Below are 18,317 nucleotides of genomic sequence, written 5' to 3' on the forward strand. Positions count from 1 at the left end.
CGTAAAAAAGAGAGGCTTATCTGAAAAGATAGGCTTTTTTTATGTCTGAAATTTGAGATTTATTTTCAAACTAGGCTGGTAGCTCGTCGGGCTCAACTCTTTATAACCCCGGGCGAAGGTCGTCAGTTCAAATCTGGCCCCCGTTACCAACGTAAAAAAGAGAGGCTTATCTGAAAAGATAGGCTTTTTTTATGTCTGAAATTTGAGATTTATTTTCAAACTAGGCTGGTAGCTCGTCGGGCTCAACTCTTTATAACCCCGGGCGAAGGTCGTCAGTTCAAGACTGGCCCCCGCTACCAACGTAAAAAACAGAAGAGGCTAACCGAAAGGTTGGCTTTTTTCGTTTCTGGAGTAGGTATTTTAAGAACAGCTCGTCGGGCTCGCTCTTTATAACCCCGGGCGAAGGTCGTCAGTTCAAGTCTGGCCCCCGCTACCAACGTGATAAAGAGAGGCTTATCTGAAAAGATAGGCTTTTTTTATGTCTGAAATTTGAGATTTATTTTCAAACTAGGCTGGTAGCTCGTCGGACTCAACTCTTTATAACCCCGGGAGAAGGTCGTCAGTACAACTCAGGCCCCCGCTACCAACGTAAAATATTGAAGAGGCTAACCGAAAGGTTGGCTTTTTTCGTTTCTGGGGTAAGTAAAACGAAGAGCAGCATAGTAGCTCGTCGGACTCACTCTTTAATAACCCCGGGCGAAGGTCACTGGTTAAAGCTGGGCCCGCTTTAATCTCTGTGATTGCACCATTGAGAGGTGGGAAGGCGTTTATGTAGTCCGTAAAAAATGTTTTTCAGTTTTACTGGCGAAAGGCTGGTTTTTTCAGGATGGTTTCAGGTTCGTTACTTACTGTCGGCACGGATTTTCTTTATCGGGTGAAATCGGTATCAGTTTCTGTAACTGACTGATTCATAAACTCTCCGGTGTGACTGATATGACGGATGCTGTCTCTGATGCTGAACAGATTTAACAGACTGATGATGCTTATATGCGCGCTGGTAACTTTGGTTGCCCAGACGTATAGCGTTTCGTCTGTGGCCAGCATGACAGATTCGCCTGTCGGGATGGAAACTGCCCACCATGTAAGCACTGAATCCATGTCTGATCTGGCGATGCTTTGTCAGGACATGAGTGCAGCTGAAGCAATGGCATGTTGTGAAGATATGTCGGCCGGTTCACTGACGCAATGCTGTGACTGTGATGCCAGCTGTGCGTCGATGCAATGTGCGTCGTCGGTGTTTACTGCCGGTTCGGCAGGCCTGGATATGATCCGGGAACGTCAGATATTACCCCAGCTGCGGCAGGATTTGCCTGCTCAGGCCTTAAGTTCTCTTTATCGCCCTCCAATAGCTCACTAAAGCTCAGGGTACCTCCCGGTACCGAATGTTTAGTGAGTTGTCTGTATCTGAACGGATTTTCTACCTGTTTCTGCTGCTGTTTCTGATATTCGGCGCAGCAATTATCTAACTCCGTTATGTGACAACTCCCGTGTTGGATTTACCCTTCGTGGGGGAGTTATGTTGTTAAAAAATAAGCCTTTTATATCTTCTGGCAGTGCACGTTTCCTGTGTGGTGCATTGTTAAGCTTCAGTAGCGGGTTGGCACTGGCGGCAGACGCCGGCAATGTTACAGAAGAGCCGTTTACTTTAGGCAAAGCGGTAAAAATTGCCCTGCAACAGGATGCCTGGCAGGTGCAGAACCGTCTTCAGGAAAAGGCCCTGATTTCCCAAAGTCAGGCTGCCGGTGAGTTGCCGGATCCGCAGTTTTCTTTTGCAGTGGCCAATCTACCCACCGACAGTTTTAAGCTCGATCAGGAGCCAATGACGCAACTGATTGCCGGCGTTTCACAGATGTTGCCCCGGGGTGATTCTCTGGTGCTGCGTAAACAGCAATTTTTACAGCAGAGCGAACGGCACCCGTTACTGAGTCTGGACCGGCAGGCCCGGCTGGTGATGACGGTGAGTCAGTTATGGCTGGAGGCTTATAAAGTACGTCAGAGCATTGCGCTGATCAGAAATGACCGGGTGCTGTTTGATCAGTTGGTGGATATTTCACTGGCCAGCTATTCCGCAGCGCTGGGGCAGACTCAGCAGCAGGATGTGGTACGGGCTGAGCTGGAAAAAACGTTACTGGATGAACGCCTTAACGGGTTGTTACAACGGCAGGAGTCGCTGGAGCAACAACTTGATGAGTGGTTGCAGGCAGATCACCTTACTGTGGGTCTTAGCTACTCGCAAGACATGCCCAGATTATCGTTGCTGCAGCCTGAACTGGACGAGGCTGGAAGTAATCAGGATAACGCAGCCCTTGGGAAGCTATTCCTTGAGCACCCGCTGGTGAAAGCGCTCAACAAAAAACTGGCAATGCAGCAAACCGGTGTCGACCTGGCTAAGCAGGCATATGAACCCCAGTGGGGTGTCAGGGCCAGTTATGGTTACCGGTCCAGTGACAGTAGCGGTGCGGACCGGGCTGATCTGGTGACTTTCGGTGTCACCCTGGATATGCCGGTGTTCTCTACCGTTAAGCAGGACAGCGGTGTGGATGCGGCGGTTTACCGGCGTGAAGCGGTGAAAAGTGAGCGGATCTTACTGCTGCGAAAAATGATCGCTGAATACAGTGCCGCCCGGGTTCAGAGGGAGCGCCTTGAAGAACGGGAAGCACGGTACAGGCACCAGATACTGCCACAAATGCGTTTACAGGCTCAGGCTGCCCTGAATGCCTATACCGCAGATAACGGTGATTTTGCCGAAGTGGTTCGGGCACGGATTGCCGAACTTAACGGCCGTATTGATGCGCTGGAACTCGCTGTTGATCAGCAAATTTTAACCGCCCGTATGAACTATTTTCTGGCGACAGAACATTTACCGGTTCTGATGGTTTTTGATAGCACCGGAGCGTCGTCACTTACCACGCTTACCGGTTCCGATTCAGATTTATCCATGACCTATTCAGCCGCCAGTGTTGGGGGAGTAAAACTATGATGCGCGCAGTTAAAAACTTCAGTTTAGTGTTAGTGGGGGCTGTAATCGGAACGGCTGCGGCCACTGCGGTGGTGCCCTACGTAAAGAGCCAGCTTGGTATGGCGGATATGGTAGGTATGGCGGATAGCTCAGGGTCAGACAGTCAGGAGCCTTTGTACTGGGTGGCACCAATGGACCCGAATTACCGGCGGGATAAGCCGGGGCTCTCTCCGATGGGGATGGAACTGGTGCCGTTTTACGGGGAAGAGAAAAAAGCAAAGCCTAAAGAACCTCTGTACTGGGTAGCGCCGATGGATCCGAATTTCCGCAGGGATAAACCGGGGTTGTCTCCGATGGGGATGGATCTGGTGCCGTTTTACGGTGACGAAGGGGGGGATGACAGCGGACCGGGAACCGTCAGTATCTCATCTGAAGTGGTGAATAATCTGGGGGTGAGAACTGCATCTGCCAGGGTTTCGCCACTGGAGTTTAAGGTAGATACCGTGGGGTACGTGCAGTACAACCAGGATGAAATGGTGCATGTGCATCCCCGGGTCGAAGGCTGGCTGGAAAAGGTGTATGTGAAATCAGCCGGTGAAACGGTGGAAAAAGATCAGCCGCTGTATGAGTTGTATTCACCGGAACTGGTGAATGCTCAGGAAGAATTGCTGTTCGCCTTATCCCGTAAAGACCGGCGTTTAATTAAGGCTGCGGAACGGCGTTTAAGTGCATTGCAGGTGCCGGAGGCAGCGGTTAAAACTCTGAAAAAGACCCGCAAAGTCGTGCAGACAGTGACCTTTCATGCACCGATGACCGGTGTGGTGGAAAACTTTGCTATGCAGGAAGGGTTTTTTGTGAAGCCCGGCAAAATGCTGATGTCTATTGCCTCACTGGATGAGGTCTGGATTGAAGCCGAGGTGTTTGAGCGCCAGGCGAATCTGGTAAAGCAGGACGCACCGGTGACTATCCGGCTGGATTATCTGCCGGGTAAAACCTGGCAGGGGAAAGTGGATTATGTGTATCCGACCCTGGATAAAATGAACCGGACCCTGCGGGTGCGGATTCGCTTTCCGAATCCCGGCCTGATGCTGAAGCCGAACATGTATGCACAGGTTGTGATCAGTAACCTTTCAGACAAGCCGGTTCTGAATATTCCCCGCGAAGCACTGATCCGCGTCGGCGATACCGACAGGGTGGTGTTGGCGTTAGGTGAGGGCCGTTATAAGTCGGTGAATGTTGTCGCCGGCCGGAACGATGGTAACCGGGTGGAAATTCTGGAAGGCATCGGGAAAAACGAGCAGGTAGTGACATCTGCACAGTTCCTGCTGGATTCCGAGTCCAGCAAGACCTCGGACTTCAAACGCATGCATCAGCCAGAGTCCATGTCGGCAGATATGAAAATGAATATGCCAAATGATGGCCGTGCCATGTCGGGAGACATGAAAATGAAAATGCCAAATGATGGCCGTGCCATGTCGGGAGACATGAAAATGACTATGGCACATGACGGCCATGACATGTCGGGAGACATGAAAATGAATATGGCACATGACGGCCATGACATGTCGGCGGCTAACTCTGCTGAAGCATCAGCCACAAAAATCTGGACCACCGCCAAAGTAAATAAGCTGTTGGCGAATGGCCGGCGGGTCAATCTGAAACATGGAGCAGTTGAAACCTGGAACTGGCCGCCTGCCAATATGAATCTTGGTCTGGCTGAAACCGTATCTTCAAAAGAATTACGTCCGGGTATGGATATCGCCATTGAGATTACCCGCACGGTCGCGGGGATCTATGTCATTACCGATGTGGAATTGCCGGATGATATCGGTCTGCCAGTGGTTCAGGAGAAGTAATGATGATTGAAGCAATTATTCGCTGGGCTGTGGGCAACCGGATGTTTGTGCTGCTGGCCACCATCATGATTGTCGGGGGCGGTCTCTATTCATTAAAAAATACCCCGTTGGATGCCATTCCTGACCTGTCGGATGTGCAGGTGATTATTAAAACCAGTTACCCCGGACAGGCGCCTCAGGTTATTGAAGATCAGGTGACGTATCCGCTGACGACCGCCATGCTGTCTGTTCCCGGAGCGGTCACCGTGCGGGGGTATTCGTTTTTTGGTGATTCTTACGTCTACGTGATTTTTGACGATGATACGGATATGTACTGGGCCCGCAGCCGGGTACTGGAGTATCTGAATCAGGTATCACTGCCGGAAAATGCCAAAGCACAGCTGGGGCCCGATGCAACCGGTGTGGGTTGGGTCTATCTCTATGCGCTGGTTGACCGCTCCGGGCTGAATGACCTCAGCCAGCTGCGCAGTTTGCAGGACTGGTTCCTGAAGTATGAACTGCAAACGGTACCGGGGGTATCGGAAGTAGCTTCCCTTGGGGGAATGGTGCGCCAGTATCAGGTACGGGTTGATCCGGATAAGTTGCGTGCTTTCAATATACCGCTGGCCCATATCCAGGCAGCGATTAAGCGTGGTAATCAGGAAGTTGGCGCGTCGGTGGTTGAGATGGCCGAAGCGGAGTATATGGTCCGGGCATCCGGCTATATTCAGAACCGGCAGGATCTGGAAAATATTCCCTTAGGGATGAATCAAAATGGCACTCCGTTGTTGCTGAAAGATGTGGCTGATATCGGACTTGGCCCGCAAATGCGCCGTGGTGTTGTCGAGCTGGACGGTGAAGGTGAAGTGGTTGGCGGCGTGGTGGTGATGCGCTTTGGCGAGAACGCCCAGCAAACCATTGATGGCGTGAAAACCAAACTGGAATCCCTGCGTGGAAGCTTACCTGATGGGGTTGAAGTGGTGACCGTGTATGACCGTTCAGGACTGATCGAGCGGGCGGTGGATAACCTCTGGACCAAACTGATGGAAGAATTCGCCGTGGTGGCGCTGGTGTGCATGGTATTCCTGTTCCATGTGCGCTCTTCGCTGGTGGCCATTTTCAGTTTGCCGGTGGGCATTCTTGCAGCGTTTATTGTGATGTACATCCAGGGGATTAACGCCAACATCATGTCTCTCGGGGGGATCGCCATTGCCATTGGTGCCATGATCGACGGTGCCATCGTGATGATTGAAAATATGCACAAGCATATGGAGCGTACGCCGCTGACGAAGGAAAACCGCTGGAAAATTGTTGCTGATTCAGCCAGTGAAGTCGGACCGGCTCTGTTTTTCAGCTTGCTGATTATCACGGTCAGTTTTGTACCGGTATTTACGCTGGAAGCACAGGAAGGCCGGATGTTTGCCCCACTGGCGTTTACCAAGACCTACGCCATGGCAGCGGCCGCAGCGCTGGCCATTACCCTGGTACCGGTGTTAATGGGGTACTTTATTCGTGGCAAGGTGCTGCCGGAGCATAAGAACCCGGTTAACCGGATTCTCTCCGCTGTGTATCTGCCCGGGCTGAAAACGGTTCTTAACTTTCCTAAGCTGACCCTGTTGTTTGCACTGGGTATCTGTGTGCTGGGCGTCTGGCCGCTGGATAAGCTCGGCAGTGAGTTTATACCGCCGCTGGATGAGGGGGATCTGATGTATATGCCGACCACTTATCCCGGGGTATCCATCGGACAGGCGCGGCAGATCCTGCAACAGACCGATAAGATTATCCGTACTGTGCCGGAGGTAAAGACGGTGTTCGGTAAGGTTGGCCGGGCGGAAACTGCCACGGACCCGGCGCCGCTGACCATGATCGAAACCTTTATTCAGCTGAAGCCGCAGTCTGAATGGCGGGAAGGTGTGACCACCGACAGCCTGAAAAAAGAGCTGGACAGTCTGGTTAAAATACCGGGTATTACCAATGCCTGGGTCATGCCGATTAAAACCCGGATCGACATGCTGGCAACCGGGATTAAAACCCCGGTGGGGATTAAGATTGCAGGCCCTGAGCTGAGTGTGATTCAGGACATCGGCCAGCAACTGGAAGTAATCATGAAGGACATTCCGGGAACCGCTTCGGTGTACTCCGAACGGGTGGCCGGCGGTCGCTATATTAAAGTGGATATTCAGCGCCAGAAAGCGGCCCGCTACGGGCTGAACATTGCCGATGTGCAGCAGCTTGTGGCAGCGGCCATTGGCGGTATGAATGTTTCCCAAACGGTTGAAGGGCTGGAACGTTACCCGATTAATATCCGTTATCCGCAGAGTTTCCGTGACTCACCGGAACAGCTGGCCCTGTTGCCGATTGTTACCCCGATGGGACAACGGATTCCGCTGGGGGATATTGCCCGTATCTATGTCGAAGAAGGCCCGCCGGGGATTAAGAGCGAAAATGCCCGCCTGAACGGCTGGACCTTCATTGATATCGACGGGGTGGATGTGGGCCGCTATGTGGAAAATGCCCGCAAAGTGGTCGCAGAAAATCTGGACTTGCCGGCAGGCTATTCCGTGAACTGGTCAGGGCAGTATGAATACATGGAGCGGGCTAAGGAAAAGCTGACTTATGTGATTCCACTGACGCTGCTAATCATTGTGATTTTACTCTTCATAAATTTCCGTAACTTCGTTGAGGTGGCCATCATCATGGGCACCTTACCGCTGGCAATGGTGGGCAGTATCTGGCTGATGTATCTGGAAGGCTTTAACTTTTCAGTGGCGGTGGGTGTTGGCTTTATCGCGCTGGCCGGTGTGGCAGTGGAAATCGGCGTCATCATGTTGGTTTATCTGAACCAGGCGTATCACGAAATGTTGGATAACTGCCGTCAGCAACAATGTATGCCCAGTGAAGCATTGCTGCGCAGTGCTGTCATGCAGGGGGCAGGGTTGCGGGTTCGCCCGGTAATGATGACCGCTGCGGCAATTGTGGCAGGCCTGTTACCGATCCTCTATGGCACCGGTACCGGCTCAGAAGTTATGAGCCGTATTGCAGCACCCATGGTGGGAGGCATGATCAGTGCGGTTATCCTGACGCTGATGGTGTTGCCGGTGGTGTATTTTCTGTGGCGAAAGCGGGCGGTGAACAGCATGCCGGCTGAGGACTTTATCATCGATCCCCGTCCGTCAGTGATTAACGAAGCACAGCTGTTAGGCTGATAAAAGGGCGTAATATTAAATAAAAAAACCGGGAGCAGGCTCCCGGCTTTTTTGGGCTCTCGCAATGAAAGCTTTGCTGACGGTTATTCCGCTAACAGGTGTTCGGCAATCGCCCGGCGGTCCGCTTCATTCATAAAGCGGCTGCCGTACTTAATGACTTCACCCATCGTGCCCCCCAGTGCATCACCGTCCGGTGTAAGGCCGGTTTTCAGGGCATAGGCGATGTCATCGGCTGTCCAGCCGTTTTCCCGTAATGCCCCGGCGGTGATGGCCGGAATGGCTTCGCTGTCATCGGTTGCCGCAACGCCCTCTAACCAGCGATCCTGCTGTAACCCGCCAAACAGGTTTCTGGGGGTGTGGCAGGCGGCGCAGTGACCGACGGCTTCCACCAGATATTTGCCCCGTTCATTGGCAACATCTGTTTCCGGCGTTAGCTGGAAAAAACGTTGCCACAGGGGCAGACCCTGTTTCAGGTTGTAGGGAAAGCTGAGCTGAGATGAAGGCGTAGGCTGGTTCACCGGCGGTACCGTCTGAAACGCTGCCCACAGGTCACGGATATCCTGATCACTTAACTGAGTGAAAAACTCGTAAGGAAATGCCGGATAATAAGTCTCTCCATCGGGAGAAACACCATGACGTACCGCCCGGTCAAAATCATTCAGCGTCCAGCTACCGATGCCGGTGTCAGCGTCGGTGGTCAGGTTGGGCGCATAGAATTCTCCGTACGGGCTGTTCAGCGGTGCACCGGCAACCAGCTTTCCTTTGTTTTCACTGTCCGTATGACAGGCGATACAGCCTGAAATGCGGGCCAGATAGGCACCGTTGGCAACGTTGCCAGGCAGTGCGGGATCATCTGTCAGTGTTTCATCAGCAGCATTGGGTTGCAGCAGATAATAACCGGCCGCCACTGCTGCAAGCAGCAGTGCGGCAAGACTGATCGTTTTCATAATCAGCGGTTATTTTTTCTTTTTTCGGAACGTCGTATGGCAGGACGAACAGGTGTCCGCCAGTTCCCGGAACAGGCTGTCGGCGGTATCGCTGGCGGCTGTTTCGGTCATCATGGCAGTATCCATCGTCATACTCATCGCTGCTTCGCTGCTGTCGCTTTCACGGACATCTGCTGAGTTTTCCAGTGCTTCACTGATACGTTTCAGTTCTGCTGAGAGAAATTCAAACTTATCCCATTTTTGCCAGATGACAGGTTTGGCTTCGCTGGCATGCTGCAGGCTGTCTTCAGGAAACAGCTTGGTCAGTGTTGTATCTGAATGTTTCGCAATGGTCCGGCTGTGTTGGCGGACAGCTTCGGCATCGTACGCGGTTTTGCCCTTGAACATGGCAGACATGGATTTCATGGATTTTTTCATAATATCCATCTGATCCATACGTTCTTTAACGATGCCGGTTGCACCCTGATGGGCAGAAACCGGGGTTGCCACGGTGATACTGATCGCCAGTGCAGTGAACATTGCAGTGGTTAACTTGTTCATAAATACCTCAAATGTGCATAAAAAGTCGTTATTTGTGTTGATCAGGTAATAACGATGCTTTTTCGGGGAGGAGGATTGTCCGGCGGAATATGGGGGGGAATGTAATTGGTCTGGCTGTATTCAGCCGGTACTGACGGACCAGTTTCAGGGCAGCAAAGGCGTGCCGGATTCAGAAACAGCTGGCTGAGGGTGCTGGCAGTGCCATCGTGCAATTGCTGCAGATTCTGCAGGCTCAGATGATCGTTCCGGGTGTCCGTAACATCATGACCATGGTCCTGATGGGATTGCTGATACTGTGCCTGGGATGTTTCGGACAGGGTTGCAAGCATGCCACTTGCCAGTGACGACTGCGCAAACAGGATCGTCAATACAGTGAAGATAATCAGAGGGCTGATCAATGGCTGGCGTGCTTGGCTTTTAATCATAAGAGGATGCTAAAGAAACTGTATTTATAAGGCAACCGGGAAGGGTGTTTGAGGTGAGAGTGCTTCAGGTAAAAGAACTTCAAATAAGTAACGGTGAATTTTTAATCAGATGTTGTGATTGCTAATTATTCTCATTATCATGCGTCGCTGTTAGTTCACCTTACCACCTTACCGGATAGAGTAGTAACGATGGAATCTGCACGGATACTCATAATAGAAGACGATCCAACCCTGAATAATCAGGTGGCGGATTTACTGCGTGCACAGGGATTTCGTATTGAGCAGTATTACGATGGGCAAAAAGGATTATTTGCTGCGCTGAGTGAAACCTTTGACCTGATTTTGCTGGATGTTCTGTTGCCCGGCCTGAACGGTTTTTCGGTGCTGAACCGCCTGCGTAAATCGCGGCAAACACCGGTGATGATGCTCACCGCCTGCGGTGCCGAAGAAGAACGTATAGAAGGTTACAGCAAAGGGGCTGATGACTATCTGCCCAAACCTTTTAACTTTACAGAAATGAAGTTGCGTATCGACGCATTGCTTCGCCGTTCCCGCTGGCAGCGGGAAGCACCTGCGAAAAGTTCTCAGCTGGAGCTGGATGGCTTATTGCTGAAACGGCAAAAGCAGCAGGCCAGCTTTGCCGGAGAACCGGTAGAGCTGACGTCGATTCAGTTTCGGCTGTTATGGACGCTGGCGGAAAACCGCCACGAAGTGCTGAGTAAACCCTACCTTTATCAAACGGTTCTGGAGCGTGCTTTCAGCCGTTACGACCGCAGTCTGGATATGCACCTTAGCCGGGTCCGGCGCAAGCTGGTTGATGTGGGAATGCCGGCCGAACGCTTGTCCACCGTACATGGAAAAGGCTACGTCTTCGTATGAAAAACAAACTCTTATGGAAGATGTATAGCATCATTGCTGTAGGGACGGTGCTGTTGTTTTGGGCCATTGATGTGGTCAACCGGCAAACTGAAAACCGTATGAGTTTCATTGCGCCGGTGTATCAGCAGGAGATGGTTGATTATGCCCGGCAGGCGGAGGCAATGTTTGTTGCCGGAGAGGAAGAAAAGCTGGCGGACTGGATTAAAGCACTGGAAGAAAAAGAAGATACCTGGGTGGCGATCGTCCAGAATGATTTAAAGACCTTTGCGGATACCAGCCTGTCGGAGCGGTACCTGGAGACCTTCACTCTGGGGCGCAGTGTGACCTGGAAGATTCACCTGTACTTTAAAGAAAATCCCACCATGGATGTGCCCTTTGCCGATGGCGAAACCCGTTTTCTGATTCAGTTACCTCAGCGAATGCGCCCAGGGGATTACTATCCACTGGCGCAGATCATGCTGCAGATTGCTTTACCTTTTGTGCTGCTGTGCCTGCTTTCCTGGGTACTGTACTGGCATGTGATGAAACCGTTACGGACCCTGGAAAAAGCCACCCGGCAATTCAGCGAAGGCCGTTATGATGTCAGGGTCAGGGAATGTCTTGGGAAGCGGGATGATGAGCTGACCTCGCTGGCCGGAACCTTTGATCAGATGGCCGAACACACCGGTAAGTTAATTAATAACCAGCGGCATTTACTGGAAGATCTTTCCCACGAGTTGCGAACCCCGCTGGCCCGGCTGGATATGGCAGTTGAGCACGTGGGGCAGGGGCTGCAACCGGATGAAGCGCTGCAGCGTTTACGGGGGGAGTCTTCTGTGATGCGGGAGCTGGTGGAAGATACCCTGATGCTGGTCTGGCTGAATAATGAATCGCCGCAACTGTGCAGTGAATGTTTCGACCTGGCTGAACTGCTGCAGGTGATCGGGGAAGATGCACGTTTTGAATATCCCCGGCACCGGCTGACGCTGTGTGTGCCAGAGCAGGTTGAAATTACCCACAGCAGCCAGCGGGCGGTGGGCCAGGCGCTGGAAAATATTATTCGTAATGCCCTACAGCATACGCCGGAAGGAAGAGAGGTTCGGGTTGTTCTGAATGTCTCGGATGAAGCGCTGGAGATCACCGTGACTGATGAAGGCCCCGGTGTACCGGAGCCCCTGTTACAGGATATTTTCAGACCATTTTTTCAGGTGGATAAATCACGTTCGGAAAAAAGCGAACTGTTACCCATCGCAGAAGGGCGGCGCAGGGGCGGTTTTGGCCTGGGGCTGGCGCTGGCACAACGGCAGACGGAAGCCGTGGGCGGTACGTTAACCGCTGAAAATGCGCTGTCGGCTACCGGTCAGGTAACAGGCCTGCAGATCAGAATCAGCCTGCCTGTGTGACGGTTTTTTGTAACCGGGTTTGTAACAGCCGGTGCGTATTCGTAACAATTGTAAAAGTTCTACCTTTTTCAAAGCAGATGATAATAATGGCTCGCAATTGAAAATTATTATCATTTGGGAATTGCAATGAACATGTCACTAACTGCTATCCGTTTCCCCCGTCAGGTACTGGTAGTATCTGTATCGGCTGCGCTGTTCAGCCAGCCGACCTTATCTGAAACCCTCACTGGCGGTACGCCGGATCAGGCCGATGTAAATACACTGGTTGTGGTCGGTCAGGCCACCAGTGGTCTGGATAACCTGATTGATCAGCAGGAGCTGGAAAAGACTCAGGCAAACAGCCTGAGCGATATTTTCCGGCATGATCCGGCTGTAAATGTGGGCGGCGCAGTATCCATGGGCCAGAAGATCTATGTGCGGGATATCGGCGAAGACTTGCTGAATATTTCTGTGGACGGTGCTGAGCAGGCAGGCGCGGTATTCCACCATGCCGGTCGGATCAACATTGAGCCTGAGCTGCTGAAGCAGGTTGAGATTGAAGCAGGTGCAGGTAGTGCCACAGCCGGTCCGGGCGCACTGGGCGGTTCTGTTCGTTTCACCACCAAAGACCCTGAAGATCTGTTGAAGGACGGTCAGAATGTGGGGGCTTTGCTGAAGGCCGGTTATTCCAGCAATGGCAGCGGCAATAAGTTCAGCACCACCGTCTATGGCCGGGACAGCGGCGGTATTCTTAGCGGTATGGTCAGCCTGGTAGATTCAAACTTTGATAATCTGGAAGACGGTAACGGCGACGAGATTCCCGGCAGTGAGTCCGATAAGAGCCTCGGTTTTGTAAAGCTGGTGGCCAACTTTGATGAAGCTCACCGCCTGTCTGTCAGCTACGAAGATCTGAATGAACGTGGCGATGTACTGTATAAGCCTGAACTGGGCAATGCGAACAATAACGTTCCCGAGCCAACCAAGGGTGACCGTACCACCACCATCATTAACTATGGCTGGAACCCTCAGGATAATGAGCTGATTGATTTCTCGGTGAATCTTTACCACACCGATAACAAGCAGGCCCGTGAATATACCGGTACGTCTTATGACGGTGGCGTGAAATCCGTGGGTACAACCATCGAGAACACCAGCCTGCTGGGTAATCACAAGCTGATATACGGCGTGAATTACCGGGATGATAAAAGCACTCTGAACGATGTGGATACCAGTCCTTACCATTTTGAAGAAACCGGTGAAGTCTGGGGTGTATATGTTCAGGACGTGGTAGATGTAACCGATCAGCTGACGGTAACCGGTGGTGTCCGTTTTGATGACTATCATCTGGAAGATGTTAACGGTCTGGAATTTGATGACGACGGTGTATCCCCAAACCTGAGTGCTAACTATGCGCTGAATGATCAGTGGAGCGTCAGTGCCGGTTATGCGGAAGCCTTCCGCGGACCGGAAGTGAAGGATGCGTTCAAGCTGTCTTCAGCCAGTAACGACAGCTCGCTGAAAGGTGAGGAGTCTCATAACACTGAGCTGGGTCTGAATTACGATAATGATAATTTCAGCCTCAGTGCCGGTGTGTATAAGTCGGTTATTGAGAATCCGATCGGCGGTACTGTTCCATGGTCCAAGGTGGCGGTAAACCTTGAAGACGATATCAAGAGTAAAGGGGTTTACCTGCGGGCGGAATACACTATGGATCGCCTGCAACTGGGTGCCAGCCTGAAGAAGTCCAAGGTCGAAGCCGGCGGTGAGACGGTTACCCGCTATGTTTACGGTTCAGGGGCTGTATCCATCGGAGATACCATACAGCTGGATGCCAGCTATCAGTTCAGCAATACCTTCGAGGCGGGCTGGAACATGGAATACGTTCGCAGCATTGATGACATCAAACTGCAGGTTGGCACCGATACGCTGCTGACCGAAAAGCCAAGCTACACGGTGCATGATATTTATGCCCGCTGGTTGCCAACCGGTAATGAAGACTTCTCTGTCAGCCTGGCAGTTAACAACCTGTTTGATGAGCAATATCTCAATCATGCCAGTGTGGAAGATTTTGAAGACAATGCCGGCTGGGCAGGAATTGTCGGCTCTCCGGATCCGGGCCGGGATATCCGCCTGACTCTGGCTTACTCCTTCTGATTCGCCAAATGAATCAGCAGACATCCGGCCCGGTGCCGGATGTCTGTGTCTTTACATAACACTTCACGGGCATTTATTTATGTTTTCTTTTTTTCGTCTGTCTGGCGCAGCATTGCTATGGCTTGCTGCGTTTTTCAGCTTGCCGGCAATGGCCGGCAATTATCCGTTGCAGGTAACCGATCTGGCTGGCCGGAGCATCACCATAGAGCGTGAGCCGCAGCGAATTATTCTCGGTGACAGCCGCTATATCTATGCGCTGGGCATACTGAACAAAGATAATCCGGTGCGACATGTGGTCGGTATGCTCAGCGATCTTAAGGATCTGGATTACGGCAGCTATCAGCAATACCGTCAGCGTTTTCCTGAAATAGACTCGGTTGCCGGTGTGGGAATGGCATCTGCTGACAGTTTCAGTGTTGAAGCCGTGTTAACCCTTCAGGCGGATCTGGCGATTTTCAGTGTTGATGGACACGGCCCCGGGGCGCGGCATAAACAGATTATTGATCAGTTACAACGGGCCGGTGTAAAGGTGGTGTTTATTGATTTCCGCAATGATCCGCTGGTGAATACACCGAAAAGCATGCGGGTGCTGGGGCAGGTGCTGGGACGTGAAGCGCAAGCTGATGCGTTTCTGGACTTTTATGACCGGGAACTGCAGCGGGTAGCCATGGGCCTGAAGGAGGCCGGAGAAGATGCACCCGAAGTGTTCTTGCACAGCCGGGTCGGTCTGAATGACAGCTGCTGCGAAACCATGGCGAAAGGCATGATGGCGACGTTTATCGATGAAGCTGGCGGCGACAATATGGCGAGGTTGTTAGTGCCGGGCAGTGCCGGGGTCATGAATCCTGAGTATCTGCTGACGCATCAGCCGGATCTGTATGTGGCCACGGCAATCGGTTCCCCGAGGGAGCTCCAGGCAACAGACAGCCATCAAGCCCCACCGTTTATCTCACTTGGCGCCGGTGTCAGTGAACAGCAGGCCAGGGCATCTTTCCGCCGGGCTCTGGGGCTGACTGGGGAGCGAACCGGTGCTGCAGCACTGACGGGGCTTACGACCATACAGCGTGGTGAGGCGTATGCGATCTGGCATCATTTTTATAATTCACCGCTGAATGTGGCAGCAGTACAGGTGTTTGCCAAATGGATGTATCCGCAGGCGTTTGCTGACCTGAATCCGGATCAGACCTTACAGACACTGTTTGAGCGGTTTCAGCCGGTACCGTTAGAAGGCACTTACTGGGTGAAGCTGACTGCTGAACAGGCGCATCAGGTGAGCAGCCGTGGTGACTAAGGCAGAGGTTGCTGCGCCAGACTCAGTGCCGACAACACTGGCACGGGCGTATAAGGGCTTTGTACTGCGGCGGCAGATAATTCTGCTGCTGATGGTGTTGATGACCGGTGCCAGTCTGCTGCTGGATCTGGCATCCGGACCTGCTGGCCTCAGCGCCTGGCAGGTACTGGAAGGGCTGCTGAATCCCGCCGGGCTGAGTGCTGCACAATATGTCATCATCTGGGATATCCGTTTGCCATTTGGCCTGATGGCGCTGGTGGTGGGGGCCTGTCTGGGGCTCAGCGGTGCAGAGGTGCAGACCGCACTGAATAACCCGCTTGCCAGCCCCTTTACACTGGGGGTCGGGGCAGCGGCGACGCTGGGAGCCTCGCTAGTCATCGTGCTGGATTTCAGCTGGCTGAATATCAGTTATAACCTCTTACTGCCGGCAGCGGCGTTTGTCTGTGCCTGTCTGGCATCGTTATTGATTCTGCAATTATCCCGCATGCTGGGTGCCAGTATTCATACCTTATTACTGTTCGGTATCGCTCTGATGTTTGGCCTGAATGCGGCGGTGGGAGTATTGCAATTTATTGCCGATGCCACCGCGCTGCAGCAGATTATCTTCTGGACGATGGGCAGCCTTGCCCGTGCCACGATGGATAAGGTGTTGATTGTCAGCATTGTGCTGGCGGTGTGTCTGGTGGGCAGTGTCCGGCAGGTCTGGGCACTGACCGCATTACGCAGCGGTGAGGAGCAGGCCCGCAGTCAGGGCATTCATGTTGAGCGCTTACGTTTGCTGGTGCTGTTAAGGGTCAGCCTGCTGACGGCGGTTGCACTGGCATTCGTCGGTGAGATCGGCTTTATAGGGCTGGTTGGTCCGCACATTGCGCGGATGCTGCTGGGTGAAGATCACCGTTTCTTCCTACCCGGCAGTGCCATTGCCGGTGCGTTGCTGCTGTCACTGGCGTCGCTGGCGAGTAAAACCCTCTTGCCCGGGATCATTCTGCCGGTCGGGCTGGTAACCGCGCTGGTCGGGGTGCCATTGTTTATCGGTTTAATTTTTCAGCGTGGCCGGGCGGGAATTACATGAGTTTAACATTTGAAGGGCTGCAACTGGGCTATGGGGGCGCGCCTCTGTTTGGCGATATTAGCCTGGACAGTATCAGCCCCGGTGATCTGGTGGCAGTTATCGGGCCAAACGGGGTAGGCAAATCAACCCTGATGAAGGCGCTGGCCGGGTTGCTGAAATATTCCGGCAGAATCTGTTTTGAACAGCGGGAACTGAGTGGGCTGACGAACCGTGAGCGGATGCAGACGGTTGGCTATTTGCCCCAGACCCTGCCGCAGCCGACTACTTTGGTGGCGTATGAACTGGTGTTCAGTGCCTGTCGGGCCACTTGGGGTGGTTTACCGACCGGAGAGATCGAACAGCGGATTGAAACTGTCTTTACCCAGCTGGGGATCAACGGGCTGGCATTACGGAAGATGCAGGAATTATCCGGCGGTCAGCGTCAGATGGTCGGGCTGGCACAGGTACTGGTGCGCCAGGCTCCCTTGCTGTTACTGGATGAGCCAACCAGTGCACTAGATCTGCACTGGCAGTTAAGTGTCTTACAGGCGGTGCGTGATGAAACAAGACAGCGACAATCGGTGGCGCTGGTTGCCAGCCATGACCTGAATCTCACCCTGAGATTCTGTGATTATTTGCTGATTCTTTTGCCGGACGGCACCACCCGGTTTGGCTCCCCGCAGGATGTTTTAACGCCGGATTATCTGCGCCAGGCCTATCAGGTGGAAGGGCGGATAGAACGTTGTTCCCGGGGACATACGCTGGTGCTGGCGGACCGGCCCTGCGGATAAATCATTAAAGAGGAGTATGCAAATGAGTCTGATCACTAAACAGACAGAAGTGCCTTTAACTGAGGCATCTGCCAGCCGTTATCTGCGCAGGTTGTGTCTGCATTTCAGTCAGAAAGTGCCGGCCAGCTGTGACGAGTCCGGCCTGGCCGGAGAAGTTAATTTCAGCATAGGTCGTTGCCGGATGACGTCGGCTGCTGGCACCTTAGCAATGCATTGCGAAGCGGATTCAGAGGCTAACCTGGAAGAAGTGGTTGCGGTGATTGACCGGCACTTTCAGCATCTGTGCAGTAAAGCGGATGTTACCCTGACCTGGCGCTGATTTTATATCAGCCCGGCAGGCTGTATCAGAACAGTTCCAGCGTTCGGCCGGGCAGTTCAGCCCCTTCCAGCTTTAAAAGCTTTTCCTTGGCAGGGAGGCCGCCGGCATAGCCGGTAAGGGAACCGTCGCTGCCGATAATACGGTGGCAGGGGACGATAATAGATATCGCATTGGCGCCGTTGGCACTGGCCACTGCACGGATGGCCTTGGGGTTACCCAGTTGTTCAGACAGTTGCAGGTAGCTGTAGGTGGTGCCGTAAGGGATGTTGATCAGTGCCTGCCACACCTGTTGCTGAAAGTCTGAGCCGGCCAGCAGCAGGGGCAGATCGAATTGTTGGCGCTGCCCGCTGAGGTAGGCATCCAGCTGAGCAACAGTCTGATCAATGACCGGGTCAGTCTGTTGCCGGTATTCTGTGTTCAGGAATTTCTGCAGGCGCTTATCCACCTGGTCGCGCATCCGCCGGTAACGCCAGTCACACAGGCATAGTTGTCCTTCGTAGGCACCGATAATCAGCTCGCCCAGCGGTGTCTCATAATACTGTGTGTGTATCGTGCTCAT

The 18,317-nt window shown here is 52.8% G+C and carries 15 protein-coding genes; 11 read left to right on the forward strand and 4 right to left on the reverse strand.

Going from position 1 to position 18,317, the window contains the following annotated elements; translation table 11 throughout:
* Positions 1–976: 976 nt before the first annotated feature.
* From JYB63_RS11115 to JYB63_RS11130, 4 genes are all read left to right on the forward strand, one after another.
* Positions 977–1,357 carry a hypothetical protein gene (locus JYB63_RS11115; RefSeq protein ID WP_205657930.1) on the forward strand — a complete coding sequence of 127 codons (381 nt, stop codon included), beginning with the start codon at positions 977–979 and terminating at the stop codon, positions 1,355–1,357.
* A gap of 159 nt (positions 1,358–1,516) precedes the next feature.
* On the forward strand, positions 1,517–2,980 hold the full coding sequence (locus JYB63_RS11120) for a TolC family protein (RefSeq protein ID WP_205657931.1): 1,464 nt from the start codon (positions 1,517–1,519) through the stop codon (positions 2,978–2,980).
* Positions 2,977–4,815, forward strand: a complete 1,839-nt coding sequence (locus tag JYB63_RS11125) for an efflux RND transporter periplasmic adaptor subunit (RefSeq protein WP_205657932.1) — start codon at positions 2,977–2,979, stop codon at positions 4,813–4,815. The genes JYB63_RS11120 and JYB63_RS11125 overlap by 4 nt, the downstream gene beginning before the upstream one ends.
* 2 nt (positions 4,816–4,817) lie before the next feature.
* On the forward strand, positions 4,818–8,000 hold the full coding sequence (locus JYB63_RS11130) for an efflux RND transporter permease subunit (protein WP_205658367.1): 3,183 nt from the start codon (positions 4,818–4,820) through the stop codon (positions 7,998–8,000).
* 83 nt (positions 8,001–8,083) lie between these two features.
* Here JYB63_RS11130 and JYB63_RS11135 read toward each other — a convergent pair whose 3' ends face one another.
* The 3 genes from JYB63_RS11135 to JYB63_RS11145 are packed head-to-tail and all read right to left on the reverse strand — an operon-like array spanning position 8,084 to position 9,912.
* Positions 8,084–8,947: a c-type cytochrome gene (locus JYB63_RS11135; protein WP_205657933.1), complete on the reverse strand. Its 864-nt coding sequence runs from the start codon at positions 8,945–8,947 to the stop codon at positions 8,084–8,086.
* Positions 8,948–8,956: 9 nt separating this feature from the next.
* Positions 8,957–9,487: a c-type cytochrome gene (locus tag JYB63_RS11140; protein WP_205657934.1), complete on the reverse strand. Its 531-nt coding sequence runs from the start codon at positions 9,485–9,487 to the stop codon at positions 8,957–8,959.
* A gap of 41 nt (positions 9,488–9,528) precedes the next feature.
* On the reverse strand, positions 9,529–9,912 hold the full coding sequence (locus JYB63_RS11145; protein WP_205657935.1) for a hypothetical protein: 384 nt from the start codon (positions 9,910–9,912) through the stop codon (positions 9,529–9,531).
* A gap of 189 nt (positions 9,913–10,101) precedes the next feature.
* Here JYB63_RS11145 and JYB63_RS11150 point away from each other — a divergent pair, with 189 nt between their 5' ends.
* The 7 genes from JYB63_RS11150 to JYB63_RS11180 all read left to right on the forward strand — a co-directional run bounded on the left by JYB63_RS11150 (position 10,102) and on the right by JYB63_RS11180 (position 17,758).
* Positions 10,102–10,791, forward strand: coding sequence for a response regulator transcription factor (locus JYB63_RS11150; RefSeq protein ID WP_205657936.1), 690 nt, complete (start codon positions 10,102–10,104; stop codon positions 10,789–10,791).
* Positions 10,788–12,173 (forward strand): sensor histidine kinase, encoded by a 1,386-nt coding sequence (locus JYB63_RS11155; RefSeq protein WP_205657937.1) that lies wholly within the window; start codon positions 10,788–10,790, stop codon positions 12,171–12,173. The genes JYB63_RS11150 and JYB63_RS11155 overlap by 4 nt, the downstream gene beginning before the upstream one ends.
* Before the next feature lie 126 nt (positions 12,174–12,299).
* Entirely contained in the window at positions 12,300–14,306 is a 2,007-nt protein-coding gene (locus tag JYB63_RS11160) for a TonB-dependent receptor domain-containing protein (RefSeq protein ID WP_205657938.1), read from the forward strand.
* Positions 14,307–14,385: 79 nt separating this feature from the next.
* Complete coding sequence (locus JYB63_RS11165; RefSeq protein WP_205657939.1) at positions 14,386–15,597, forward strand: ABC transporter substrate-binding protein; 1,212 nt, start codon at positions 14,386–14,388, stop codon at positions 15,595–15,597.
* Positions 15,587–16,669: a FecCD family ABC transporter permease gene (locus JYB63_RS11170; RefSeq protein WP_315980743.1), complete on the forward strand. Its 1,083-nt coding sequence runs from the start codon at positions 15,587–15,589 to the stop codon at positions 16,667–16,669. The genes JYB63_RS11165 and JYB63_RS11170 overlap by 11 nt, the downstream gene beginning before the upstream one ends.
* Positions 16,666–17,439 carry an ABC transporter ATP-binding protein gene (locus tag JYB63_RS11175; RefSeq protein ID WP_205657940.1) on the forward strand — a complete coding sequence of 258 codons (774 nt, stop codon included), beginning with the start codon at positions 16,666–16,668 and terminating at the stop codon, positions 17,437–17,439. The genes JYB63_RS11170 and JYB63_RS11175 overlap by 4 nt, the downstream gene beginning before the upstream one ends.
* Positions 17,440–17,461: 22 nt before the next feature.
* The gene (locus JYB63_RS11180) at positions 17,462–17,758 is read left to right on the forward strand and encodes a DUF2218 domain-containing protein (protein WP_205657941.1); all 297 of its coding nucleotides are present in this window, start codon (positions 17,462–17,464) and stop codon (positions 17,756–17,758) included.
* A gap of 25 nt (positions 17,759–17,783) precedes the next feature.
* On the opposite strand, the gene JYB63_RS11185 is transcribed toward JYB63_RS11180, so the two are convergent.
* Positions 17,784–18,317 (reverse strand): methylated-DNA--[protein]-cysteine S-methyltransferase, encoded by a 534-nt coding sequence (locus JYB63_RS11185; protein ID WP_205657942.1) that lies wholly within the window; start codon positions 18,315–18,317, stop codon positions 17,784–17,786.

This window comes from Aliamphritea spongicola (assembly GCF_017051665.1).
Lineage (GTDB): Bacteria > Pseudomonadota > Gammaproteobacteria > Pseudomonadales > Balneatricaceae > Amphritea > Amphritea spongicola.

Excerpts from the sequence above, each read along its gene's own strand:
- JYB63_RS11115 (WP_205657930.1), top strand. The coding sequence starts at position 977 with ATGATGCTTATATGCGCGCTGGTAACTTTGGTTGCCCAGACGTATAGC.
- JYB63_RS11120 (WP_205657931.1), top strand. The coding sequence starts at position 1,517 with ATGTTGTTAAAAAATAAGCCTTTTATATCTTCTGGCAGTGCACGTTTC.
- JYB63_RS11125 (WP_205657932.1), top strand. The coding sequence starts at position 2,977 with ATGATGCGCGCAGTTAAAAACTTCAGTTTAGTGTTAGTGGGGGCTGTA.
- JYB63_RS11130 (WP_205658367.1), top strand. The coding sequence starts at position 4,818 with ATGATTGAAGCAATTATTCGCTGGGCTGTGGGCAACCGGATGTTTGTG.
- JYB63_RS11135 (WP_205657933.1), bottom strand. The coding sequence starts at position 8,947 with ATGAAAACGATCAGTCTTGCCGCACTGCTGCTTGCAGCAGTGGCGGCC.
- JYB63_RS11140 (WP_205657934.1), bottom strand. The coding sequence starts at position 9,487 with ATGAACAAGTTAACCACTGCAATGTTCACTGCACTGGCGATCAGTATC.
- JYB63_RS11145 (WP_205657935.1), bottom strand. The coding sequence starts at position 9,912 with ATGATTAAAAGCCAAGCACGCCAGCCATTGATCAGCCCTCTGATTATC.
- JYB63_RS11150 (WP_205657936.1), top strand. The coding sequence starts at position 10,102 with ATGGAATCTGCACGGATACTCATAATAGAAGACGATCCAACCCTGAAT.
- JYB63_RS11155 (WP_205657937.1), top strand. The coding sequence starts at position 10,788 with ATGAAAAACAAACTCTTATGGAAGATGTATAGCATCATTGCTGTAGGG.
- JYB63_RS11160 (WP_205657938.1), top strand. The coding sequence starts at position 12,300 with ATGAACATGTCACTAACTGCTATCCGTTTCCCCCGTCAGGTACTGGTA.
- JYB63_RS11165 (WP_205657939.1), top strand. The coding sequence starts at position 14,386 with ATGTTTTCTTTTTTTCGTCTGTCTGGCGCAGCATTGCTATGGCTTGCT.
- JYB63_RS11175 (WP_205657940.1), top strand. The coding sequence starts at position 16,666 with ATGAGTTTAACATTTGAAGGGCTGCAACTGGGCTATGGGGGCGCGCCT.
- JYB63_RS11180 (WP_205657941.1), top strand. The coding sequence starts at position 17,462 with ATGAGTCTGATCACTAAACAGACAGAAGTGCCTTTAACTGAGGCATCT.
- JYB63_RS11185 (WP_205657942.1), bottom strand. The coding sequence starts at position 18,317 with ATGAGCACGATACACACACAGTATTATGAGACACCGCTGGGCGAGCTG.